The following is a 22,146-nucleotide window of genomic DNA, read 5'->3' as shown; positions in this document are numbered from 1 at the left end:
TTGCCTTGGTAAGCCGTTACCTTACCAACTAGCTAATACGGCGCGGGTCCATCTATAAGTGATAGCAAAACCATCTTTTACTTTAGAACCATGCGGTTCCAAATGTTATCCGGCATTAGCTCCGGTTTCCCGAAGTTATTCCAGTCTTATAGGTAGGTTACCCACGTGTTACTCACCCGTCCGCCGCTAACTTCAAAGGAGCAAGCTCCTTATCCGTTCGCTCGACTTGCATGTATTAGGCACGCCGCCAGCGTTCATCCTGAGCCAGGATCAAACTCTCCATAAATGAATTATGATGTTTGATTAGCTCATAAAATACTAATTTGTGTGTTATCTCTAACACGTTTGAACCAACAATTTAATGTTGTGTTCGGAATTAACGTTGACATATTGCAATTCAGTTTTCAATGTTCATTAATGTTTCTATTGGAGCGGGTGATGGGAATCGAACCCACAACATCAGCTTGGAAGGCTGAGGTTTTACCATTAAACTACACCCGCATATTATTTATATGTAATATTTTTGATGCGGCCAAGAGGATTTGAACCTCCACGGGATTTCTCCCACTAGGCCCTCAACCTAGCGCGTCTGCCGTTCCGCCACGGCCGCTCGCAAAACGGTTTGTTTATCAAGTTAACATTATATATTGTAATATACCTTTAATGTTTTGTCAACACGTTTTTAAAGTTAATTTAATAAAATTAATACTTGCTTAACTCAATTGCCTATTAATTTCGCAACGTTTATTATCTTATAATATAATCGACTCATCGTCAACAGAAAAAGCAAACAAAAATGAGTAAAATGATCTAGTTATAAGTTGGATTTAACTATTGATGTTAAAATACACATTAAAAATCACCTAAATAGACCTTTATTACTTAAATTGCACCTATATTTTACTTCAAAATAAAAAAGGCGAGCTAAAACTAATCGTTTTAGCTCGCCTTTTTATAACAACTACTTTGATTGCACAATGTCATGTTGAACCAATTTACCTTTACAATGTCCACACATCATTTTTGTCGTGTTAACTTTTCGTATCCTCGGAAATTGAGCACCGCATGTATTACATTTATAAATATACTTTGCTCGGTCTTCATATTTTTCTACAGCTGAACAGAACCTTGGAGCACCTGTTAACTTACTCAACGCTTTAAAATCCTTATCCTTATGTTGATATCCCTTTCCTTGTATGTGCAAATGATAATGACATAATTCATGTTTAATAATATCTTGAACTGCTTTTTCACCAAATTTAGTATACTGCTTATCATTAATTTCAATATTATGAGTTTGTAATAAGTAGCGACCGCCTGTTGTTTTTAAGCGTTTATTAAAATAAGCTTTATGCTTAAATGAGCGCTTAAAGTGCGTTTCAGATATAGTTTCTGTCAATCTTTGAAGGGTTTCATTATCCATGTGGATCAATCATAGTTAATGATACCTTACCTTTTTTATCATCAATATCAAGTATCCAAACATCTACTATATCTCCAACGCTAACAATATCCATTGGATTCTTCACAAACTTCTTAGATAGTTTAGATACATGTACAAGTCCATCTTGTTTAACTCCGATGTCTACAAAAGCACCAAAGTCTACAACATTTCTAACTGTACCACTTAACTTCATATTTTTTGCTAAGTCTTCGATTGATAAAACATCTGATTTTAGAATAGGCGTTTCAAATTCATCACGAGGATCTCTATTTGGAGCAATCAACGATTTCAAAATATCTTCTAATGTCGGTTGACCTATATTCAATTTCTCAGCCATTTCCGCAATGTTTAAGTGATTTAATGCTGATTTCAAATCTTCTGTTCCAAGATCTTCAGCTTTCATATTGATTTCATTTAATAATTGATACGTTGCTCTGTAGCTCTCAGGGTGAATCGAAGTATTATCTAATGGTTCGCTACCATCGACAATTCTTAAAAACCCAATACTTTGCTCAAATGTTTTAGCGCCTAAACGCTTAACTTTCGCAATATCATTGTTATGTTTGATTGCTCCGTTTTCTTCACGATAGTTAATTATGTTTTGTGCAATCGTTGGTGATAGACCAGAAACGTATTGGAGTAGTGAGCGTGAAGCAGTATTAACATCCACACCTACTTGGTTTACTGCTGTTTCAACCACAAATGTTAACGCCGCTTCAAGTGCTTTCTGATTAACATCATGCTGATATTGACCTACACCTATTGATTTAGGGTCGATTTTAACAAGTTCACTCAATGGATCTTGCACTCTTCTACCAATTGAAACTGCACTACGTTCTTCAACTTGGAAATCTGGGAATTCTGTTCTAGCGACTTCTGATGCAGAATATACTGACGCACCCGCTTCATTCACAATAATGAATTGCACCTTCAAATGATGTTCTTGAATCATAGATGCTACAAATTGTTCAGTTTCGCGACTAGCTGTCCCGTTACCTATTGCTATAAGTTCTACGTCATAATCTTTTACAAATTTAACGAATATTTTCTCAGCATCTGCTTTTTTATTAATTGGAGGGTGCGGATACATCACGCCTTTTGCAACAAATGTACCGAAAGGATTAATAACTGCAAGTTTGCAACCTGTTCTAAATGCTGGATCTACCCCAAGTATTTGTTTACCTTTCAATGGTGGTTGTAACAATAAATTCCTTAAATTTTCACTAAAGACATCAATAGCATGGTTTTCAGCTTTTTCTGTTAGATCTCCTCTTATTTCTCTTTCGATAGAAGGCATAATTAATCTTTTTAAGCTATCTTTAATGGCATCTTCAATTATATAATCACCCTCATGATTTGTAGTTATTTCATTTTTGCGAATGAAGTTTTCAATGCCTTGTGTATCCATTTCTAATTTTACTGATAATACTTTTTCTTTTTCTCCACGGTTTACAGCTAAGACTCTATGGTTAGCAATTTTTTTCACTGGTTCGCTGTAATCATAATACATTGAAAATATTTCTTTTTCGTCTTCAGCATTCTTTTTCTTTTGTGTAATGATATTGCCATGTTGAAAAGTATCTTTAAGGATTTTAGTTCTATATTTAGGTGCATCCGAAACTAATTCTGCAATGATATCTTGTGCACCTTTTATAGCAGCTTCAATAGTTTCTATTTCTTCGTTTAAAAATTGTTGCGCTTTGTTTTCGATTGTTGTGTCTAAGTTAGATTGCTTTAGCCATTTTGCAAATGGTTCTAAGCCTTTTCTCTTTGCTTCCGTTGCTCTCGTTTTCTTTTTTTGTTTAAATGGTCTATATAAATCTTCAACACGTTGGAGTTTTGTTTGTTTTAAAATATCACTTTTTAAGTCTGTTGTTAATAAACCTTGTTCTTCTACATTATGTAAAACTTCTTCTTTTCTTTTTTGAAGGTTAACCATATATTGATATTCATCATCTATTTGTTTAATTTCTACTTCATCTAATCCACCTGTTTGCTCTTTTCTATAGCGCGCTATAAAAGGTACTGTGTTTTTATCCTCTAGGAGTGATAACACTGAATTAATTTGTTTTGTTGTGAAATTGTATTTCTCTCTTATAGATTGTATTAGATTACTATCCATAGAATCCTCCGCTCATTTATTTCTTTTTTATTTTACTTCCTTTAACATTTTAACATATTTAATAGTAACCACTGCTCAAAACATCAGGCTTTAATTAAAGTGATGCAACTAGTATAAAAATTAAAATAAGGCAGCTCCCTAATTTATAGGAATGCTGCCTTATATTTTATTCAATCATTGATTAGCGGCTTCTTGTAATTTCTTGATTGCTGTTCTTTGCAATCTTGAAACATGCATTTGGCTTAACCCAATTCTTTCTCCAGTTTCTTTTTGGCTTAAACCTTCAATAAATGTACATTGAATAATCTGTCTTTCTCTTTCATTTAATATTGGTAAAATTCTTTCTAATATCATACGTTTTTCAGTTAAATCATAATTGTCATCTTGTTGACCCATAATATCTAATAAAGTAACTGTAGAACCATCTTTGTCTGCTTCAATCGAATGGTCAACGCTTAACGCATTATAACTTTGACCCATTTCCATTGCTTCTAACACATCTTCTTCGTTTACTTCAAGACGATCCGCTATTTCTGCAATCGAAGGAGAACGTTCTAACTCATTCGTTAATTCATCAGTCACTTTTTTGATACGAGGTCCAATCTCTTTGATTCTTCTTGGTACATGGACACTCCATGTTTTATCACGTAAATAACGTTTAATCTCACCAATGACCGTTGGTACTAAAAAGGCTTCGAACTTTCTATCAAAGGATAAGTCAAATCGGTTTATTGCACCAATCAAACCAACCATACCAACCTGAACGAGGTCTTCGTGATGAGATTGACCTTTTGAATATTTATATGCCAATGATTCGATTAACTTTCTATAATGTCTTACGAGTTTATCTTGAGCATCTTTATTTTCGTCATTTTGATGCTGCGTTATCCATTGGTTAATTTGTTCAGGTGATACATCATTAACTGATTTCGACTCTTTCGCCATTATTTCGCACCTGCTCTTTTTTAATATACTTTATCATACTGATTGTTACGCCTGATTGTTTATCAACTGTAACTTCATCCATTAAAGATTCAATTAAAAACAGACCAAGACCGCCTTCTCTTAGGAAATCTATGTTTTCGTTTTCTTTATATGGCCCTAATTGTGCTTTTGTCTCTTCATAATCGAAACTTTCACCTTGATCTGAAATTACAATCTTGATTTTATCATCGAAAATTTCAAAGCATAGATTAATCATTCCCACATCTTCTGGGTCATCTTTATATGCATGTTTTACTGCATTCGTTACTGCTTCGCTCACTGCAATCTTCGCATCTTCAATGTCGTCATATGAAGCACCTGCACGTGAAAAAACGCCTGACAGTGTTAAACGTATCAAACTCACATACTCTGCAGATGCTGGCAAACGCATTTCTATATAATCTTGTTTAAGTTGCATGTTATTCGACCTCCGTTCCTTCATTAACATGCATCAAATCTTTTAATCCTGTTATATCAAATAGTCGACTTATTCGATCTGAAACACCTAATATATATAATTCTTTATCATGTTGGTTTAACGCTTTTAATGTACCTACGAATACGCCTAATCCCGTTGAATCCATGTAACTCACATTTTCTAAATTTACATGTAAATCATGAGTTCCTTCTTGTCTCATCGGCACTAAAACTTCTTCTAATTCTGGAACAGTATAAACGTCCAGTTCTCCGCCAACTTTAACCTCGTAATGAGTATCATGTGTTACCGTTTCGATATTAAAATTCATAACATTACACTCCTAATTATAGTCTCATAATAACTTCCATACCCTTAAATTAAATAACTTAACCTTAATTATGCTAAAACTAATTAACTCTTTTTATAATTAGAATTGTTAAATCATCTCTTTTGTCAGGATTTTGTATTTTCAAAATCGCTTCATATAGAAGTTGAACGATATCTTGTGGATGCATGTGCTTATACTTGTGAATCATCGTTAAAAGATGCTTTTTGTCTAAGAAATCTCCTGCTTCATTTCTAACTTCTGTAACGCCATCTGTAAATATAATAACTAAGTCATCTAAATATACAGGGATTTCTTGTTGTTTATATCTCGTTTGCTCGCTGACACCTAACACTCTGCCTCTAACGCTGATTTCTTCAAATTCTTCAGTCTCTGCTCTATATACATATCCTGGTTCATGTCCAGCAGAGCTACAATATAACAAATGGTTTAACTCTTCATATAGTCCGTAAAACATTGTTACAAACATATTCTGATTGACGTTTTTTTCTACTACTCGATTGAGACGCTTTAAACCGTCACTCGGAAGTTGAGAATGACCATAAGAGTCCATACCAAATTTTATCATACTCATTGCAAGCGCAGCTGGTATACCTTTACCTATAACGTCTGCCACTGCAAAACTCATCGTGCCATCTTTATGATCTATTAAGTTAAAATAGTCACCACTTACTTTTTGCGCTGCTACTGATATAACACCGATTTGTATGCTATCAAATTGAGGAATATCCGTTTTAAGCATTGTTTGCTGTAAACGAGAGGCTAAATCAATCTCTTTATCATGATATTGTAGACGATTTACTAATTGTTGATAATCTCTATAACTATACCCAAACCCTCTTACTACTTCTTTAAGCACATTAAAAGTTTCTAAAATTTGAGTTTCATTTAAATTTAAAACTCTGACATAATCTCTATGAATTTCAACTATATCTTCTGGTAATAAATCTCTTTTTATCACTTCATCGGTAAAGCTTTCACACTTTTTCTTTAAATCCGTAGCATCTAAAGTGTGTAAACTTTCGTCAATTAGCGCTTTATATTGATTTTTGAATTCTTCCATGTAGTAATTCCTCCTAAAAATACAAATATAAACCGCATACATCGGTTATAACAGGTTTAAACGTACTATGTATGTAAGTAAAAATATCTTTTATAATGAACGAGCCTACCCTAACTTTGTACTTGCTTGTATTGGTATTGGCTACTCGCTATGTATGATAAACACGCTCCAAATACCTAAAAAAGCTTTAGGATAACCTAAAGCTTTTCAAATTAAAACATCCCACTCAAAGGTATTAAACCACAAAACTAAAATGCTTAATTTTCCAATCACAATTAAATTACTAATTAAGTGGTAATTACATGTTATAGGGAATCGATATATAATTCACTATTTTATTAACTGTTTCTTAAACCTTTGAAAATCATGATTTACTATTTCTAACATTATGTAATCCTAAGCTTATATCTATGGCAACATTAACTTCTTTCATTTTACTTTCAGAAAGGTATGTTAATTTTTCTTTCAGCCTATTTTTATCTAAAGTTCTAATCTGCTCAAGCAGTATTACAGAATCTTTATCAAGCTTATATTTACTTTTTTCTATTTCTACATGTGTAGGTATTTTAGCTTTATTTATCCTACCAGTAATTGCAGCTACAATTACGGTAGGACTATATTTATTTCCAGTATCATTCTGTATGATAACGACAGGTCTTATTCCCCCTTGTTCAGACCCTTGAACTGGTGATAAATCAGCTAAATAAACGTCTCCTCTTCTCATCATTCATTGTTATTCTTAGAGCTGAGGTAAACTTCATTGCAATCACAAGCTTCACATTCAAATGGAAATGCTTCTGCTGCAAGGGAGAGATTTAAATCGGCCATTTGTGAATAGCCTTCTTTTAATAGTTGTTCAATACTATGGTTTCTGCTTTGATTAAAACTTGCCATGAATAAAGACCTCCATGTTACTAAAATAGAATATATTGAGATTCGTTGTTAGACTTATAATAACAAATTTTACATTAAGTGACTATACTATTTTAGTAATTCATTGCGAATTTCTAAGTCTTGCGTCCCATGATAAATTCTAGGAAGCCTTCTATTTAGTCTACATAACACTTCATAATTAATGGTCTGTTGCTGTCGTCCCAGAGCTTCTGCTGATTGTCGACTATCACTATGGTGATCCATTAAAATGACTTTATCACCTGTATTAACTTCTTCAGGAATTTTAATTATTGTTTGATCCATGCACACTTTTCCAATTACTTCACATTGGTAACCATTCACATTTACACTAAATCCTGTCATCATTCTTGGATAACCATCTGCATATCCTACTGGAATGATTCCAATTTTTGTAGGTTCTTTTGCTGTATATATACTTCCATAACTCACAGATTCTCCAGTTTGTAATACTTTAGTTTGAACGACTTCACTAATCCATTGTGCACTTGGTTTTAAATGTATCTTCACTTTTGATTTAACGTACTCTGAAGGATAGTAGCCATATAATGATATGCCTATTCTAACCGTATTACAAAACTGACTGTCTTTCATTAATGCGCCTGCAGAATTCTGAGAATGTATATAATTGGGCTTTTCTACCTGCTCAACAATTCCTTCAAAATAGGCTTGTTGTTTATTCATCGAATCACCCGGTTCATCAGCACATGCGAAATGTGTAAACACGCCCTCAAAAACTAAATGGTCATGTGATTGAATCAAATCAATAACTTCTTTGTACTCATCCACATCTTTTATTCCTAACCTACCCATGCCAGTATCTAATTTAGCGTGAAGCCACAAATCTTTTTTATTATCGGTTGGAATTTCTTCAATAGCCTCAGCGAGCCATACTTTAGATGGCACCGTAATTGCTACTCGATGTTGTATTGCTTTGTTTATGTTATATATTGGGATAACTCCAAGTACAAGTATTTTTGCATTAATTCCATGCATACGAAGTTCAATTGCTTCATCTAATGTTGCAACAGCGAAAAACTCAGCTCCATTTTCCATTAATTGACGTGCAATTTTAATGCTACCAAGTCCATAACCATTCGCCTTAACTACTGGCATAACTGTTTTGTTTGGATGTAATGTTTGAAACACTTGAAAATTCGAAACAATAGCATTTAAATCTACATTCAAGTACGTCGATCTATAATACTTATCAGACATTAAGCATGTACCTCCTATTTCATTAAATAACTTTCACTAATTTTTTATAATAAATCAATTTTATAACAATGATGATAGGATAACCAAATTAAACATACTGGAATTTAGAAAATTTTTAATAAATTAAACTTCTAAAATGACTTGACTCATAGCATAATGTTCCGTATGTGTAATACTTACATGCACTTTAAAGTCTTCATAGGTAATACAGGGCTTACCATTTTCATCGTTAAAACAATCAATATCATTAAATGCTACTGTTTTTCCTAGCCCCGTACCTAGCGCTTTACTAAAAGCCTCTTTACAAGCAAATCTACCTGCAAGAAATTCCATTTTACGTTGTTCATTTTTGAAACAATTAAATTTTTGTTGTTCATTGGTAGTTAATATACGTTCTAGCAATTTCTCTTGTCTGCTATAAAGTTTTTTTATTCTTGTTATCTCTATTAAATCTACACCTATACCGTGTATCATAAGTCTCCCCTCGCTCATATAAAGATATTGATCTATTTTAAATCACTATCTTTATAATGTTCAATTTCTGAAGCTTCATTTTCTGTTACATCAATTGCTTTATTAACATTTTTTATTTTGTACTTTAATGTAGCCGCTATATCTTTGTCGATAAGTTTAATCTCAGTATTTCCGCCTGCTGTCGATAACGTTAAACTTGCTAATTTATATTTGCGCATTAAAATACCTTCGTGTGTATCGACGTTTTGAATTCTGAATAATGGGATATTGATTACTGAAACAAACCATAAACCATTTCTTACAGTGATTTCATTTTCACCTAGTTTGTATCTAAAGATTTGGTACCGGTACGCAGGAATTAAAATAGCACCTAGCAGCAATTGAATTACAATAATAATTATACCAATAATTAAAACCCACATCATCGTATTGGAGTTAAGCCATTGCAACCACAGTCTATTAACTATATAAACAACTGCTAAAATTAATACAAATATTACAGTTACAATATATGCCGAGAGACGCATGACTGTTTTTCCAGATTTATCCATATAATTATATTCATTCATGATGCTCACCTCTCAAATACCAATTTTGAAGCGTTTCAACTTCTTTATAATTATTAAAATTCAAACCGATTGCTTCACTACCCGCAGCTTTTGCAATGATAAAATTGAAATTACCTAAATCACTATTTATTAAAAATGGATTTCGTTTAATTTCCATACCTAGTATTTTATCATGCTTGAAATACGTATTTTTGAATCCAAACATAGTTACATTACGTACTACAAGTTCATCATTTCGTACTTTTAATCCAGATGATTTAATAACTATAAGGCTATGAATAATTAGTAGTATAATCATAATCGCTGCGATAAGAAATGACCAAGGTAACCAGAAATAATTAACAATAGTTGCAAGCACTAGTAGTATGACTGTTTCTTGCCAAAAGTGCCTATGGAAACCTCTCCAAGGCATACCCTTTTCCGCATTTTCAAATGCCATACTAGGGATAAGTGATTTAATGATTTCGAATGCTTTTTTTCGTTTAATAAAAGGTAAAATCATAACATTTCCATCTAATGAAATATCCTCTTTATCATTACCATTCATATCGCTCGTAATCACAAAATGTATAGACGTAAAACCGAATAGTTTTCTTAAGAAAGATTGTCTTTCAACTACAGCTTGAACTCTATCAGTTGGCACCGTGATACTTTTAACATTAAATAAACCATATCGGATATTCAATTGATTATCATTTTGTGTCACTGTGTAGTTATAGTTTTTTATAATTACAATCAATGTACCCAATATATAACTTGCGATAATGATAGTCGCAACCATTATCAACACGATCACAAAAATCGCTTGAGAAATTCGAGCAAATTCACCAGTGAGCCATTCCCATGGTATCACTTCTGAAAAGGCACCAATTATCGGCGAAATGGCTGCAAACGCCACGCCTATAGCTCCACTCGTTAATGCCATAAACAGTAATTCTTTAAAATTAAGCTTATATAAGCGCACAGGTTCTGATAGTTGTTCCGGATTATCTCCATTATCCTCTGGTTCAGGTATGCTAGTTAAATTTGGTTCTTCATTTTGACTAGTTAATTCTCGTTGTTTTTCTTTAATCGTACGTTGTATTAACTCACTTTGTTTTTTAGAAACAGTGTCTAAATCAATACCATCACTCGGTGTTTTGATTTGTAATTTCATACCACCTACGATTTGATTTATAATGCCTTGTGATGTATCTAATGTTTGTATACGACGGATATTAAGTTCTTTTCTTTCTTTAGTAAAGATACCCGTTGCTAAAACAAAATGATCATTTTCAATCCAATATGTCGTGTTATAAACTTTTAATACTTGAGCTATAAATGAAAATAAAAAGACAGCAAAAACGATAGCTGGAAATATGTACGAAGTTATATTTGTAAAATCAAAATCCTGAATATTAAATACTAGAAAAATAATAATCAAAAAGATATTTTGCTTAATAGCTTCAATAACACCAGTTAAATAAGAAATAGGATGTAACTTTTGAGGATTATACATCAAAATCAGCTCCTCTCAAGTAATTGAGTGTTAGTAATTCGAATGAATTCGCATCATCCGTAGACATCAGAGGAAAACTAACTTTATGACCAGCAGTAATTAATGTAGTTTTAGACAGTCCCATTTTCTTCAAAATCGGGTTATTCTGCCTTTCAATAAACTGTGTGCGTTCCAATTTCACTATTTTTTTAGATTTAAAGAAGAAATCATATTTTACTTCTATATAATTTTCCTTAATTCTATAATATGTGTATTTAAATTTAATCCAGGGTCTAACCAATAAATACATAAAATCAAACACTATAAAAGCAACGATTAAATATACAATGAAATGCCACCAATTAAAGTGACTCCATAAAAATATTAAAATAACCGAAACGATCAAACTAACAATAAATTCCAGTCCTTCGATTATGTAGTAATACTTCATAGCTTGTTTAGGACTTCTGTTAAATAGTTGGTCGTTAGTCATATATACACTCCTTAATTAAGATTTCAATTTATTATAACATAGCTTTTATAGTCATTTCATTCCTCATTTAAAATTTATAAACATCTATTCTAACATTAAATATATTGCACTTAACATTTATTATTTATCATAGCTTTTCTTAAAAAACAAAAAAATCATCCCACATGAGTGGAATGATTAAACCTAAATTTCATATATGATAAATTATTTTTATTTTTTGTGGTCAGCGAATGTGCGACCTTTCATTGATTTCTTATTGCTATTGTTTCTATCAGAAGACTTTTCGTTCTTCTTATTATTGTTGTTGAATCCGCCTTTTGAACGACGATTTTTGTTATCAAATTTATTACCACGTTTATTGTTGCCTTGACCGCCACGTTTTGGTCCGCGGCCTTGACGACCACCTTTACCACGAGATAATGGTTTTTCAAATGTTAATTGAACATCAACTTCATCATTTGATTCAACCAATTCTTGTAATAATGAAGCAACTAAATCAACATCACTATATTCTTCAATTAATTCTGAAGCAATACGTTGTAATCTTGGTTCATTTTCTCTAGACATCCACTTTTCAACTTTACCTTTAATATCGTTTTCACGCGCTTTAAGCACTTCTTTACGATGAGGTGGTCTCATTGCAGTCATTTGTCTCTTGTTTGCTTGTTCAATCTGACGGATGTAATCCATTTCAATTGGGTTCACAAATGTGATTGCTACACCTTTTTTACCAGCACGACCAGTACGGCCGATTCTGTGTGTATAACTTTCAGTATCTTGAGGAATATCAAAGTTATAAACATGACTTACGTTTGAAATATCAAGTCCTCGTGCTGCAACATCTGTTGCAACTAAGATATCTAATTGATCATTTTTGAATTTTTTCAATACTTCCAAACGTTTCGCTTGAGTAATGTCACCATGTAAACCTTCAGCTTTGTAGCCTTTAGAGATTAACGCACTTGTTAATTCATCTACACGACGTTTAGTACGGCCGAATACAATAGCTAATTCTGGTTGGTGTACATCTAATAAATTCGTAAATGTATCGAATTTTTCCAATTCTTTTACGATTGTATAGTATTCTTCGATTTGTGGATTAGACATTTCGTTATTCATTGTTTTAACAATTACTGGTGTTTTCATGAATTGTTGAACTAATGTTTGAATAGCTTTTGGCATTGTAGCTGAAAACAGCATTGTTTGGCGTTGTGAAGCTGGAATTTTATCCATGATAAATTTCATATCATCGATGAAGCCCATGTTCATCATTTCATCCGCTTCATCTAATATAAGCGTATGAACATCATTAGTTTTTAATGTACGACGGTTAAGGTGATCAATCACACGACCTGGCGTACCTACAACGATTTGCGGTCCTTTTTTAAGTGACTTGATTTGACGGTCGATCGGCATACCACCAAATACAGTAACAACTTGTACGTTTTGACCTTTAGCAAATTCTCTGATTGATTCAGCTACTTGCATAGCTAATTCTCTTGTTGGTGCAAGGATTAATGATTGTACGCCTTCTTTGTCTGCCACTTTTTCAACAAGTGGAATACCAAACGCACCAGTTTTACCTGTGCCTGTTTGAGCTTGACCAAGAACGTCTTTGCCTTCTAAGGCAAGAGGGATACTCTCTTTTTGTATAGGAGTGGCGTCATCGAACCCCATTGATGCTAGGGTTTCTGCCATCTTATCTGAGAGCCCTAATTCTTTAAATTTTTGCAATATAATTCTCCTTTATTTATCTGTATTTCTATACATATATGTTCACTTAAGTTTCTTCAACTTCTTAATAGTACCACCTCAAGTATATAATCGCAATAAACCAAATTTGATTAAATGCAATAACTTTGCTTGTTTTAAAATGTTTTAAAACACCAAAAATACCGAAATATATAGGTTGTAAGCGTTTAACTTTATTCTGTAAACTTACTTTATACCCTCTTAAAAAAATTTATTAATTTATTTATTCTGTTAATTATCAGAATATTTTACTTGTAAGATATGACTTATTCACTCCTTATTTAAATTAAATTCAAGAAATTCTTTAACTGAAATTACATTGGTACCGACATTAAGCTTAACTGTATGTTTCTTTAATGAAATTATGAAACGTCGTTATTTTTTCAATATGAGTATGTCAATTACATTTAAGTGTGATAACTTTATAAATACTTGTTGCCTTTTATAAGTTTTCCCGTTTTAGCAAAATAAAAACGAGCTGTTAGATTTCTAATCAAATTCTAACAACTCGTTATTTTGTTAATGTTTAAATTAAAGCTTCGACAACCTCTTCTAGTTTCATTCCTCTAGAACCTTTGACTAAAATTTTATCCTCAGATTGAACATAATTTTGTAAAGTTGTTATCAATGCTTGCTTATCTTCGTAATGTTCTGCTTGTGTTACATGCGCTTTGCCCGTGTTACTAATAAATTTTGAAGCTGCCCCAAAAGTAAATAATGCATCAATATTTTTACCTTCTAAGTATCGACCTACATTTTCATGCATCATCTGACTATCTGGACCTAACTCTAAAACATCTCCAAGTACAATAATTTTTCTACCTTTCATAATTGAAAGCGTATCAATTGCTGCTTTCATACTTGTAGGACTCGCGTTATATGCATCATTAATGACTAATTTATTGTCACTTGTATAATGTTGTTCCATTCTCATACCTGTAAGTTCTACTTTACGTAAGTTATTAAAAATTATGTCATGGCTCAAGCCTAACCTTTTACCAACAGCGATAGCAATTGTTGCATTCTTCATATTATGTTCACCTAAAATAGGTAAATCGAATCTTTCTCCCCCGTTAATATTAAATACGATACCTGCATTTTCAATATCTTCAATCTGACAAACAAGTGTGTTGTCTTTGTCTTTACCAATACTTACTATATCTGCATCTAGTATTTTCGTAACGTGAGATTCTAATAATGGCTCATCACCATCATAAATAAAGACGCCATTTGATCTTAAGCCTGTGATAATTTCAGCTTTTGCTTGGGCAATGCCTTCTCTAGAACCTAACTCTTGCATATGTGATTCACCAATATTAGTAATTATTGCTATATTGGGTTCGGCTAAATTTGACAATAACTCAATTTCATTGAATCCAGACATGCCCATTTCTAAAATTGAAATCTCAGTATCTTGATCCAATTCTAATATTGTTAATGGTAATCCGATTTCATTATTGTAATTGCCTTGTGTTTTTTTAACTTTAAATTGTGGTTTTAAAACACTTTCAATCATGTCTTTGGTAGTCGTTTTACCATTTGAGCCTGTTACTGCAATGACTTGAGGCCCAACAAATTCTAAATAAGCTTTAGCTAATTGTTGTAATGCTTTAAGTGTATTCTCAACCCATATCACTGGACCGTCTATGTTTTTATCTAAAGTTACATCTTTTTGATAAAATACTGCACCTGCCCCATCTTTCAGTGCTTGTGCGACGTATTTATGTCCATCTACATTTTCACCTTTAAACGGAATGAATAAATTTTGATTGTTAATTACACGTGAATCAATAGAAACACCTTTAATCGTATGATCTAAATATTCATTATCAATGTCACATGGAATCCATTCTTTGATTTGTTCTAAAGTTACTTCAATCATTATTCATTCGCCTCAGTCAATTTTGTATTTATTTTGTTTCTTATCTTCATGCTTTTCTTTCGCTAATTCAATTAATCTTTCAATTAATTCAGCATATGTTACACCCATGTTTTCCCAAAGTCTTGGATACATACTAAAAGCAGTAAAACCTGGCATTGCATTTGTTTCGTTAATAAAAATTTGATTGTCTTCAGTGACAAAGAAATCAGCTCGTAACAAACCAGAACAATCTGTCGCTTTAAATGCTTCGACTGCCATATTTCTTAATGTTGTTTGTACTTCTTCATCTAAATCAGCAGGAATATCTAATTTTATTTTTCCATCTTTGTACTTAGCTTTGTAATCATAGAATGCTACTTCTTTAATCACTTCACCTGGCGCAGTCGTTTCAGGATAGTCATTACCAAGTACAGCTACTTCTATTTCTCTCGCATCAATACCTTGTTCAATTACTAATTTACGGTCAAATTGGAATGCTTCTTCAATACCAACTTTCAATTCTTCTTCATTATTACATTTACTAATACCAACACTAGAACCTAAGTTTGCTGGTTTTACAAATACTGGATATTCTAACTTGTCATGTACAAGTTTCAAAATGTTACTTTCATATTTATGATATTCACTTCTTAAAAAGCTCACATAAGGTAGTTGAGGTAATCCTCTATGCGCGAATAATTGTTTCATAACAAGTTTATCCATCGAACTTGAGGCAGCTAAAACACCGTTTCCTACATATGGTATATCTAATACTTCAAACAAACCTTGAATTGTACCATCTTCACCATTCGGTCCATGTAATACTGGGAAAACTGCACTATAGGCGTTCCCTGTGCTACCAATACTAAGTAGTTGAGAGATTTCACCTGCAGCAACATCTGTTAAACGTAAAGTGTCTATTTCATTTATAGTGTCTACGATATTTTCTTTCTTTTTCCAGTCACCTTCATTTGTTATGTAAATGATGTCTATTTGATATTGATCTTTATCTATTGCGTTTAAGACATTTTGTGCTGTTAATATTGAAACATCGTGTTCCGCACTTTTTCCTCCGTATACGATACATACATTTTCTTTAGCCATACTTTAGCCTCCATATACAATTCTTAAACTACATCATATCACGATTTAATATTTTTTTGCATTTGTTAAGTAGTATAAAAACTTTTTATTTTTCAATTTAGTATATGGCACTTTACAATGGATTAAAAGTAATAACTTTAACTCATCAATATATAGTTATCTTATTATAATTTTTCAATTTGGCACCCTACTTCTAGCAATATACATTAAAGTTCGGTAAAATCTATATATATTACAAAGTTAAAGAAAACTAAGCTTTTCAAAGGAGTAAGAAATGAGTACTTCACGTCAATTAAAAAACAACCATTGGATACGGCGAGTCGACTGGACTTTAGTAGGCTTCCTCGTATTGTTAGCAATTATTAGTGTAACAATAATCAACTCAGCTATGGGTGGCGGTCAATATAGCGCCAACTTTGGCATTAGGCAAGTTTTGTATTATGTCCTTGGCGGATTCATAGCATTTTTAATCATGTTAGTTTCACCTAAGAAACTAATGAAATATACATATTTACTGTACTTTCTTTTTTGTGCAGCCTTATTTATATTAATCATTATTCCAGAAACACCGTTCACACCTGTTATAAATGGTGCAAAGAGTTGGTATAAACTAGGTCCAATCAGCGTACAGCCTTCAGAATTTATGAAAATAGTATTGATATTGGCGCTTGCTAAACTAATCTCAAAGCATAATCAATTTACTTTCAATAAATCATTAGAGACAGATTTTAAATTACTACTGAAAATTTTTGGTATTTCCATTATTCCTATGGGCCTTATCCTACTGCAAAACGACTTGGGCACAACGCTTGTTATTTGCGCCATTATTGTTGGTGTAATTATAGTGAGTGGTATCACATGGAAAATAATTGCACCATTATTTATTACAGTATTTCTCTTAGCATCAAGTATCATCTTATCTATTATTTTCAAGCCATCACTTATAGAGAATAGTTTGGGTATTAAAACTTACCAACTCGGACGCATTAGTTCATGGTTAGATCCTTATACTTATAGTAGTGGCGACGGCTATCATTTAACAGAATCACTTAAAGCCATTGGATCTGGTCAACTATTTGGTAAGGGATTCAATCAAGGTGAAGTATATATCCCTGAAAATCATACTGATTTTATTTTCTCCGTTATTGGAGAAGAGTTTGGATTCATTGGCTCAGTTATTTTAATTCTAGTGTTTTTAGGACTAATGTTTCACCTAGTTAGACTTGCAACTAAAATTGAATCACCATTCAGCAAATTATTTATTATTGGTTACACAGCACTAATTCTATTCCACGTGTTACAAAATATAGGTATGACAATACAATTATTACCTATCACTGGTATTCCATTACCATTTATAAGCTATGGTGGTAGTTCCTTATGGAGTTTAATGTGTGGTATTGGTGTATTATTATCTATTTCTTATCATCAACCAAAACAGTACTCACCTGACGTTCAAAAACAAGCTCAAAAATAAAATCATTTTAATTTTTACTTCTAAAAAATAACTGTTACAATCATCTCAATGATCGTAACAGTTATTTTTTTACCAATTATTAAATAAAACAGGTTTCTGTATAACAAAAAAAAACGACTGGAGCACACTGCTCCAATCGCTTAGTTAGGTAACTTTACTATTTCAGTTCGTTAGCGGCTTTCACAGTTGTCGGCAAAGTCTGCATAACTTCTAATCTTGATTTGGTTTTCTTTATGTTTACCCCTAATGATGATAATAGTTTAACTACATTTTGAATCTTTTCGTTATCTTTACTCATATCATCACCCCTAAATTACTTGCTTCTACTATATCTTACCCTATTTAATTACTAAATACTACATTATATTCAAATTTTTTTTATTATAACCAAATATTTAGTCAATTTTATTGTATAATTACATCGTAAAAATAATTTTCCTTTGTAAAATAAGTTTTCAAAAGTAACAAAAACCAGTTAAAGTGAAACTGTACTCTTTTTTAATATTTCAATTTAATATAAAATTTCATATCCTAAATCATAAACTTCTTTTTCTAAATTATTAAAACTTGCAGGGGTTTCAAAATCAATGAAAATTTTGCCATTATTGCTTTCTATTTCTATGTTGACTTGGTGTACACCGTGTAATTGCTTAAGCTGCTGTTCAATATGTTTTTGTTGTGTTTCATTTTCTATACCGGAAATATAAATAACTTTTGTTATCACTACGTTCACCTTGCCTAATCCTTCATTAATTTTTGAAATGTAACCAATAGTTCTTCCATAGCTTCTTCTTGTTGACCCTGCTCTACTTTTTCCATAATACAACTTTTCATATGATGGTCTAATAATTTAGTAGCAACACCATTTAAAGCCGATCGAGTGGCTCTAATTTGTGTGAGCACGTCATCACAATAAACATCTTCATCTACCATGCGATTAATTGCTCTCACTTGGCCTTCTATACGATTTAATCTTGATTTTAAATTAGATTTAATTTGTTCTGAGTGATGCGCTTTTTGTATTTCCGCCATATATTACACGCCTCCTAATAATTTCAATTATATGATATACCCCTAGGCGGTATTAGTCAAATGATAAAACCTTATATTCATGTTACAATAATTAAGACTTTTATAGTACTTTAATTAACTGAAATGCATTTTGGAGGTTTAATATGATAGATATATTTTCTTTAACGTTTAACAACACAAACGTTATTCTTAACATCATTTTTCTTGGCGCATTTATATTAAACCTTATCTTTGCCTTCACAATTATGTTTATGGAACGACGTTCGGCTGGTGCCGTGTGGGCGTGGCTGTTAGTGTTAGTCTTCATACCTATATTAGGCTTTATCATCTATCTATTGTTTGGACGACAAATTCAGAGAGACCGTATTTTCACCTTAGATGAAGAAGATAAAATAGGTATTGAAATGATTGTTAATGAACAATTAGAAGCCTTAAAGAACGATGAATTTTCAAAAGGTAATCATCAAATTGTTAAATTTAAAGATATGGTTCAAATGTTGTTATACAATAATGCTGCCTTTTTAACAACAGATAATGATATTGATATCTTTACAGATGGTAGAGAAAAGTTTGATGCACTTATTAAAGATATAAATGAGGCAAAGGAATATATCCATATCCAATACTATATCTTTAGAAATGACGACTTAGGTAAACGTATTTTAATAGCGCTCGAGCAAAAACTTGAGCAAGGGTTAGAAGTGAAGATGCTTTATGATGACATGGGCTCACGTAGTTTGTCACTTAAAGATTTTAAATCATTTCGAAACAAAGGTGGTAAAGTTGAAGCCTTTTTCCCTTCTAAATTGCCATTAATCAATTTAAGAGTGAACAATCGAAATCACCGGAAATTAGTGATTATCGATGGACATATTGGTTACATTGGTGGTTTTAATGTTGGTGATGAATATTTAGGATTAAAGAAAAAATTTGGTTACTGGAGAGATACACATTTACGAATTGTTGGCGATGCTGTCAATGCACTTCAATTACGTTTTATGCTTGATTGGAACGTTCAATCAACACGCGATAATTTGAAATACGCTGAACGTTATTTTCCTGATGTAGATTCTGGAGGTACGATTGGTGTCCAAATCGCATCTAGCGGGCCAGACGAAGAATGGGAGCAAATCAAATATGGTTATTTGAAAATGATTACTTCTGCTAAACAATCTATTCATATTCAATCTCCTTACTTTATTCCTGACCAATCATTCTTAGACGCGATAAAAATCGCAGCATTAGGTGGCGTCGATGTGAATATCATGATCCCAAATAAACCTGACCATCCATTTGTATATTGGGCTACCTATAATAACGTAGCATCACTGTTAGATGCAGGTGCCAATATTTTCCATTACGATAATGGATTTTTACATTCAAAAATACTGCTTATAGATGACGAAGTTGCGAGTGTGGGTACTACAAATATGGATCACCGAAGCTTTACTTTAAATTTTGAAATTAATGCTTTTATTTATGACACATTCATAACGAAAGAACTTAAAGCCACTTTTGAAAAAGATTTAGCCTTATCCTATCGACTAACAAAAGAGGAGTATGAGAAGCGAAGTTTGTGGATTAAATTTAAAGAAGGTATTGCAAGACTTATATCACCTATTTTGTAATAATTTAACTCTGTCCAAAGTAATCGATGAACATCAATATTACTTTGGACTTTCTTTATTATAAAGTAAATGATTATACTAAATCACTAGCTTATATAACTTTATTTCTATGAAAAGAGGCGTTTAGATGAATCCGCAAGAAATAGTCAATTCAGCGCAGATATATATGGAGTCATTTCATAAAGAGGATGCAACTGGCCACGATGTCGCTCACGTATTGCGCGTCGTTAAAATGGCAAACTACATTGCGCAACAAGAGCAAGTTGGAAATTTATTAACCATTCAACTAGCTAGTTTATTACATGATACGGTTGACGCTAAACTTACCGACGCTAGTCAAGCAAAACATAGATTAACACAATTTTTGATACAACTTCAGCTGCCAATACAACAGCAAGAAGCTATTCTACATATTATTGAACATATGAGTTATAAAAATGGAGAAAATAATGATATCTCATTATCAATAGAGGGCCAAATTGTACGTGATGCTGATCGCCTCGATGCTATCGGGGCAATTGGAATCGCTCGTACTTTCCAATATGCTGGTCATTTTGGAGAACCCATGTGGATTGAAGGGGCATACAACGATACTTTGTCTAACAAAGAAATCGATAATAATAATGTTCCAGCATCAGCTATTAAACATTTTTATGAAAAACTGTTTAAACTTAAAGCTTTAATGCATACACCAACCGCTAAACGACTTGCACAACAGAGACACGAATATATGGAAGTATTTGTAACTCAATTTTTTAATGAATGGTATTTCAAATAATACAAAAAAGTCATCGTAGTTTAAAACTACGATGACTTTTCATTACAAATTTATTTAGTATTTAAATAATTTATTTTTTCTTATTTTTCTTAGAAACAACTTGTGTGTTTTTACCTTTGCTCGCTGTTTCAGCTTTGTTTTTCTCCATAGCTTCAATCATTGGTGCTACTTCTTTTTTAGCAAGTTTAGAATAATGCATATTCGCTACTTGTGTTTGTACAATCAAGAATGCCGCACTGACTGACCAGTATAGACCTAATGCTGATGCAGAACTTAATGAAATCCACACAATCATAATTGGCGAAATAATCATCATCATATAACCCATTTGACGCTGTTCGTTTGGCATACTCTTACTTGAAACATAAGCTTGTAAGAAGTATAAGACACCTGCTATAATCGTAATCCAAATATCTGGTTGAGCTAAGTTAAACCATAAGAAATCTGGGTGTTCAGTGAAACCACCACTTGAAGGATATTTCAATACGAAGAAAAGACCCATGATGATTGGCATTTGAAGCAAGATTGGTAAACAACCTAACATGCTCTTCATCGGATTCATATCATATTTCTTGTAAACTTCCATCATTTCTTGGTTAGCTGCCATTTTTTCTTCTTGCGTACGTGAACGCTTAACCTTTTCTTGAATTGCATCAATATCCGGTTTAGCAACTTTCATTTTTTCACGCATCATGTGACTGTTTTTATAATTCGATAACATGAATGGTAATAATATGATACGCATCGCCAATACAATGACAATAATTGCTAGTCCATAGTCGTTATTAAAACTAGTTCCTAACCAATGTATAAGACTGTCCATTGGATTTACGAACGTATTATAGAAAAAACCATCTCTATTTTCAGGTTTAGAATAGTCACAACCTGCTAAAAAGACCATTACACCTAATAATAAAGGGAGTAGCGCTTTCTTCTTCATTTTTCCACCTCTAATGATTTATTCACATAGAATTTATTTTATCATACTCATAGG

At 32.4% G+C, this 22,146-nt stretch carries 23 protein-coding genes, 2 tRNA genes and 1 rRNA gene (1 of these 26 only partly in view); 3 read left to right on the top strand and 23 right to left on the bottom strand.

Annotated elements, in window-relative coordinates; genetic code table 11:
• The 19 genes from SOJ_RS05590 to SOJ_RS05500 all read right to left on the bottom strand — a co-directional run.
• Positions 1 to 286: ribosomal RNA gene (locus SOJ_RS05590) — 16S ribosomal RNA — on the bottom strand; it reaches 1,267 nt to the left of the window's first position.
• A 141-nt stretch (positions 287 to 427) separates the two neighbouring features.
• Positions 428 to 501: transfer RNA gene (locus SOJ_RS05585), tRNA-Gly, on the bottom strand.
• Between the two features lie 26 nt (positions 502 to 527).
• Positions 528 to 610: transfer RNA gene (locus tag SOJ_RS05580), tRNA-Leu, on the bottom strand.
• 351 nt (positions 611 to 961) lie between these two features.
• On the bottom strand, positions 962 to 1,423 hold the full coding sequence (locus SOJ_RS05575; protein WP_002507116.1) for a SprT family protein: 462 nt from the start codon (positions 1,421 to 1,423) through the stop codon (positions 962 to 964).
• Complete coding sequence (locus SOJ_RS05570) at positions 1,416 to 3,566, bottom strand: Tex family protein (RefSeq protein ID WP_002507115.1); 2,151 nt, start codon at positions 3,564 to 3,566, stop codon at positions 1,416 to 1,418. The genes SOJ_RS05575 and SOJ_RS05570 overlap by 8 nt, the downstream gene beginning before the upstream one ends.
• A 174-nt stretch (positions 3,567 to 3,740) precedes the next feature.
• The gene (gene sigB, locus SOJ_RS05565; RefSeq protein ID WP_002507114.1) at positions 3,741 to 4,511 is read right to left on the bottom strand and encodes an RNA polymerase sigma factor SigB; all 771 of its coding nucleotides are present in this window, start codon (positions 4,509 to 4,511) and stop codon (positions 3,741 to 3,743) included.
• A complete protein-coding gene (rsbW, locus tag SOJ_RS05560; RefSeq protein WP_002507113.1) occupies positions 4,486 to 4,968 on the bottom strand; it encodes an anti-sigma B factor RsbW in 483 nt (160 codons plus the stop codon). Before rsbW ends, sigB begins: the two co-directional genes overlap by 26 nt.
• 1 nt (position 4,969) lies before the next feature.
• Positions 4,970 to 5,296, bottom strand: coding sequence for an anti-sigma factor antagonist (locus SOJ_RS05555; RefSeq protein WP_002507112.1), 327 nt, complete (start codon positions 5,294 to 5,296; stop codon positions 4,970 to 4,972).
• Between the two features lie 79 nt (positions 5,297 to 5,375).
• Positions 5,376 to 6,377, bottom strand: a complete 1,002-nt coding sequence (locus SOJ_RS05550) for a SpoIIE family protein phosphatase (protein WP_002507111.1) — start codon at positions 6,375 to 6,377, stop codon at positions 5,376 to 5,378.
• Positions 6,378 to 6,741: 364 nt separating this feature from the next.
• Complete coding sequence (locus SOJ_RS05545; RefSeq protein ID WP_002511418.1) at positions 6,742 to 7,104, bottom strand: type II toxin-antitoxin system PemK/MazF family toxin; 363 nt, start codon at positions 7,102 to 7,104, stop codon at positions 6,742 to 6,744.
• On the bottom strand, positions 7,101 to 7,271 hold the full coding sequence (gene mazE, locus SOJ_RS05540; protein WP_002507108.1) for a type II toxin-antitoxin system antitoxin MazE: 171 nt from the start codon (positions 7,269 to 7,271) through the stop codon (positions 7,101 to 7,103). The genes SOJ_RS05545 and mazE overlap by 4 nt, the downstream gene beginning before the upstream one ends.
• 87 nt (positions 7,272 to 7,358) lie before the next feature.
• The gene (alr, locus tag SOJ_RS05535) at positions 7,359 to 8,507 is read right to left on the bottom strand and encodes an alanine racemase (protein WP_002507107.1); all 1,149 of its coding nucleotides are present in this window, start codon (positions 8,505 to 8,507) and stop codon (positions 7,359 to 7,361) included.
• A gap of 123 nt (positions 8,508 to 8,630) precedes the next feature.
• A complete protein-coding gene (gene acpS, locus SOJ_RS05530; RefSeq protein ID WP_002507106.1) occupies positions 8,631 to 8,981 on the bottom strand; it encodes a holo-ACP synthase in 351 nt (116 codons plus the stop codon).
• A 32-nt stretch (positions 8,982 to 9,013) separates the two neighbouring features.
• Positions 9,014 to 9,550, bottom strand: coding sequence for a PH domain-containing protein (locus SOJ_RS05525; RefSeq protein ID WP_002507105.1), 537 nt, complete (start codon positions 9,548 to 9,550; stop codon positions 9,014 to 9,016).
• On the bottom strand, positions 9,543 to 11,048 hold the full coding sequence (locus SOJ_RS05520) for a PH domain-containing protein (RefSeq protein ID WP_002507104.1): 1,506 nt from the start codon (positions 11,046 to 11,048) through the stop codon (positions 9,543 to 9,545). Before SOJ_RS05520 ends, SOJ_RS05525 begins: the two co-directional genes overlap by 8 nt.
• Positions 11,041 to 11,520, bottom strand: a complete 480-nt coding sequence (locus SOJ_RS05515) for a PH domain-containing protein (RefSeq protein ID WP_002507103.1) — start codon at positions 11,518 to 11,520, stop codon at positions 11,041 to 11,043. Before SOJ_RS05515 ends, SOJ_RS05520 begins: the two co-directional genes overlap by 8 nt.
• 210 nt (positions 11,521 to 11,730) lie before the next feature.
• Complete coding sequence (gene cshA, locus SOJ_RS05510; protein ID WP_002507102.1) at positions 11,731 to 13,254, bottom strand: degradosome RNA helicase CshA; 1,524 nt, start codon at positions 13,252 to 13,254, stop codon at positions 11,731 to 11,733.
• A gap of 544 nt (positions 13,255 to 13,798) precedes the next feature.
• On the bottom strand, positions 13,799 to 15,154 hold the full coding sequence (locus SOJ_RS05505) for a UDP-N-acetylmuramoyl-tripeptide--D-alanyl-D-alanine ligase (RefSeq protein WP_002507101.1): 1,356 nt from the start codon (positions 15,152 to 15,154) through the stop codon (positions 13,799 to 13,801).
• A gap of 12 nt (positions 15,155 to 15,166) precedes the next feature.
• Positions 15,167 to 16,237: a D-alanine--D-alanine ligase gene (locus SOJ_RS05500; RefSeq protein ID WP_002507100.1), complete on the bottom strand. Its 1,071-nt coding sequence runs from the start codon at positions 16,235 to 16,237 to the stop codon at positions 15,167 to 15,169.
• 274 nt (positions 16,238 to 16,511) lie between these two features.
• Here SOJ_RS05500 and rodA point away from each other — a divergent pair, with 274 nt between their 5' ends.
• Positions 16,512 to 17,714 carry a rod shape-determining protein RodA gene (gene rodA, locus SOJ_RS05495; protein WP_002507099.1) on the top strand — a complete coding sequence of 401 codons (1,203 nt, stop codon included), beginning with the start codon at positions 16,512 to 16,514 and terminating at the stop codon, positions 17,712 to 17,714.
• 157 nt (positions 17,715 to 17,871) lie between these two features.
• Here rodA and SOJ_RS14350 read toward each other — a convergent pair whose 3' ends face one another.
• The 3 genes from SOJ_RS14350 to csoR all read right to left on the bottom strand — a co-directional run bounded on the left by SOJ_RS14350 (position 17,872) and on the right by csoR (position 18,746).
• Positions 17,872 to 18,012, bottom strand: a complete 141-nt coding sequence (locus tag SOJ_RS14350) for an Lmo0850 family protein (protein WP_002507098.1) — start codon at positions 18,010 to 18,012, stop codon at positions 17,872 to 17,874.
• A 213-nt stretch (positions 18,013 to 18,225) separates the two neighbouring features.
• Positions 18,226 to 18,447: a putative copper chaperone CsoZ gene (gene csoZ, locus SOJ_RS05490; protein WP_193379192.1), complete on the bottom strand. Its 222-nt coding sequence runs from the start codon at positions 18,445 to 18,447 to the stop codon at positions 18,226 to 18,228.
• A 5-nt stretch (positions 18,448 to 18,452) separates the two neighbouring features.
• Positions 18,453 to 18,746, bottom strand: coding sequence for a copper-sensing transcriptional repressor CsoR (gene csoR / locus SOJ_RS05485; RefSeq protein ID WP_002507096.1), 294 nt, complete (start codon positions 18,744 to 18,746; stop codon positions 18,453 to 18,455).
• Between the two features lie 143 nt (positions 18,747 to 18,889).
• Between csoR and cls the strand changes: the two genes are divergently transcribed.
• Positions 18,890 to 20,374: a cardiolipin synthase gene (gene cls / locus SOJ_RS05480; RefSeq protein ID WP_002507095.1), complete on the top strand. Its 1,485-nt coding sequence runs from the start codon at positions 18,890 to 18,892 to the stop codon at positions 20,372 to 20,374.
• A 127-nt stretch (positions 20,375 to 20,501) separates the two neighbouring features.
• Positions 20,502 to 21,152 (top strand): HD domain-containing protein, encoded by a 651-nt coding sequence (locus SOJ_RS05475; RefSeq protein ID WP_002507094.1) that lies wholly within the window; start codon positions 20,502 to 20,504, stop codon positions 21,150 to 21,152.
• Between the two features lie 70 nt (positions 21,153 to 21,222).
• Here the strand turns inward: SOJ_RS05475 and yidC are convergent, their stop codons facing one another.
• Positions 21,223 to 22,092: a membrane protein insertase YidC gene (yidC, locus tag SOJ_RS05470; RefSeq protein WP_002507093.1), complete on the bottom strand. Its 870-nt coding sequence runs from the start codon at positions 22,090 to 22,092 to the stop codon at positions 21,223 to 21,225.
• Positions 22,093 to 22,146: the final 54 nt, after the last annotated feature.

The organism is Staphylococcus sp. OJ82 (assembly GCF_000294465.1).
Classification (GTDB): Bacteria; Bacillota; Bacilli; order Staphylococcales; family Staphylococcaceae; genus Staphylococcus; species Staphylococcus equorum.
This window is presented reverse-complemented; position numbering and strand designations above follow the sequence as displayed.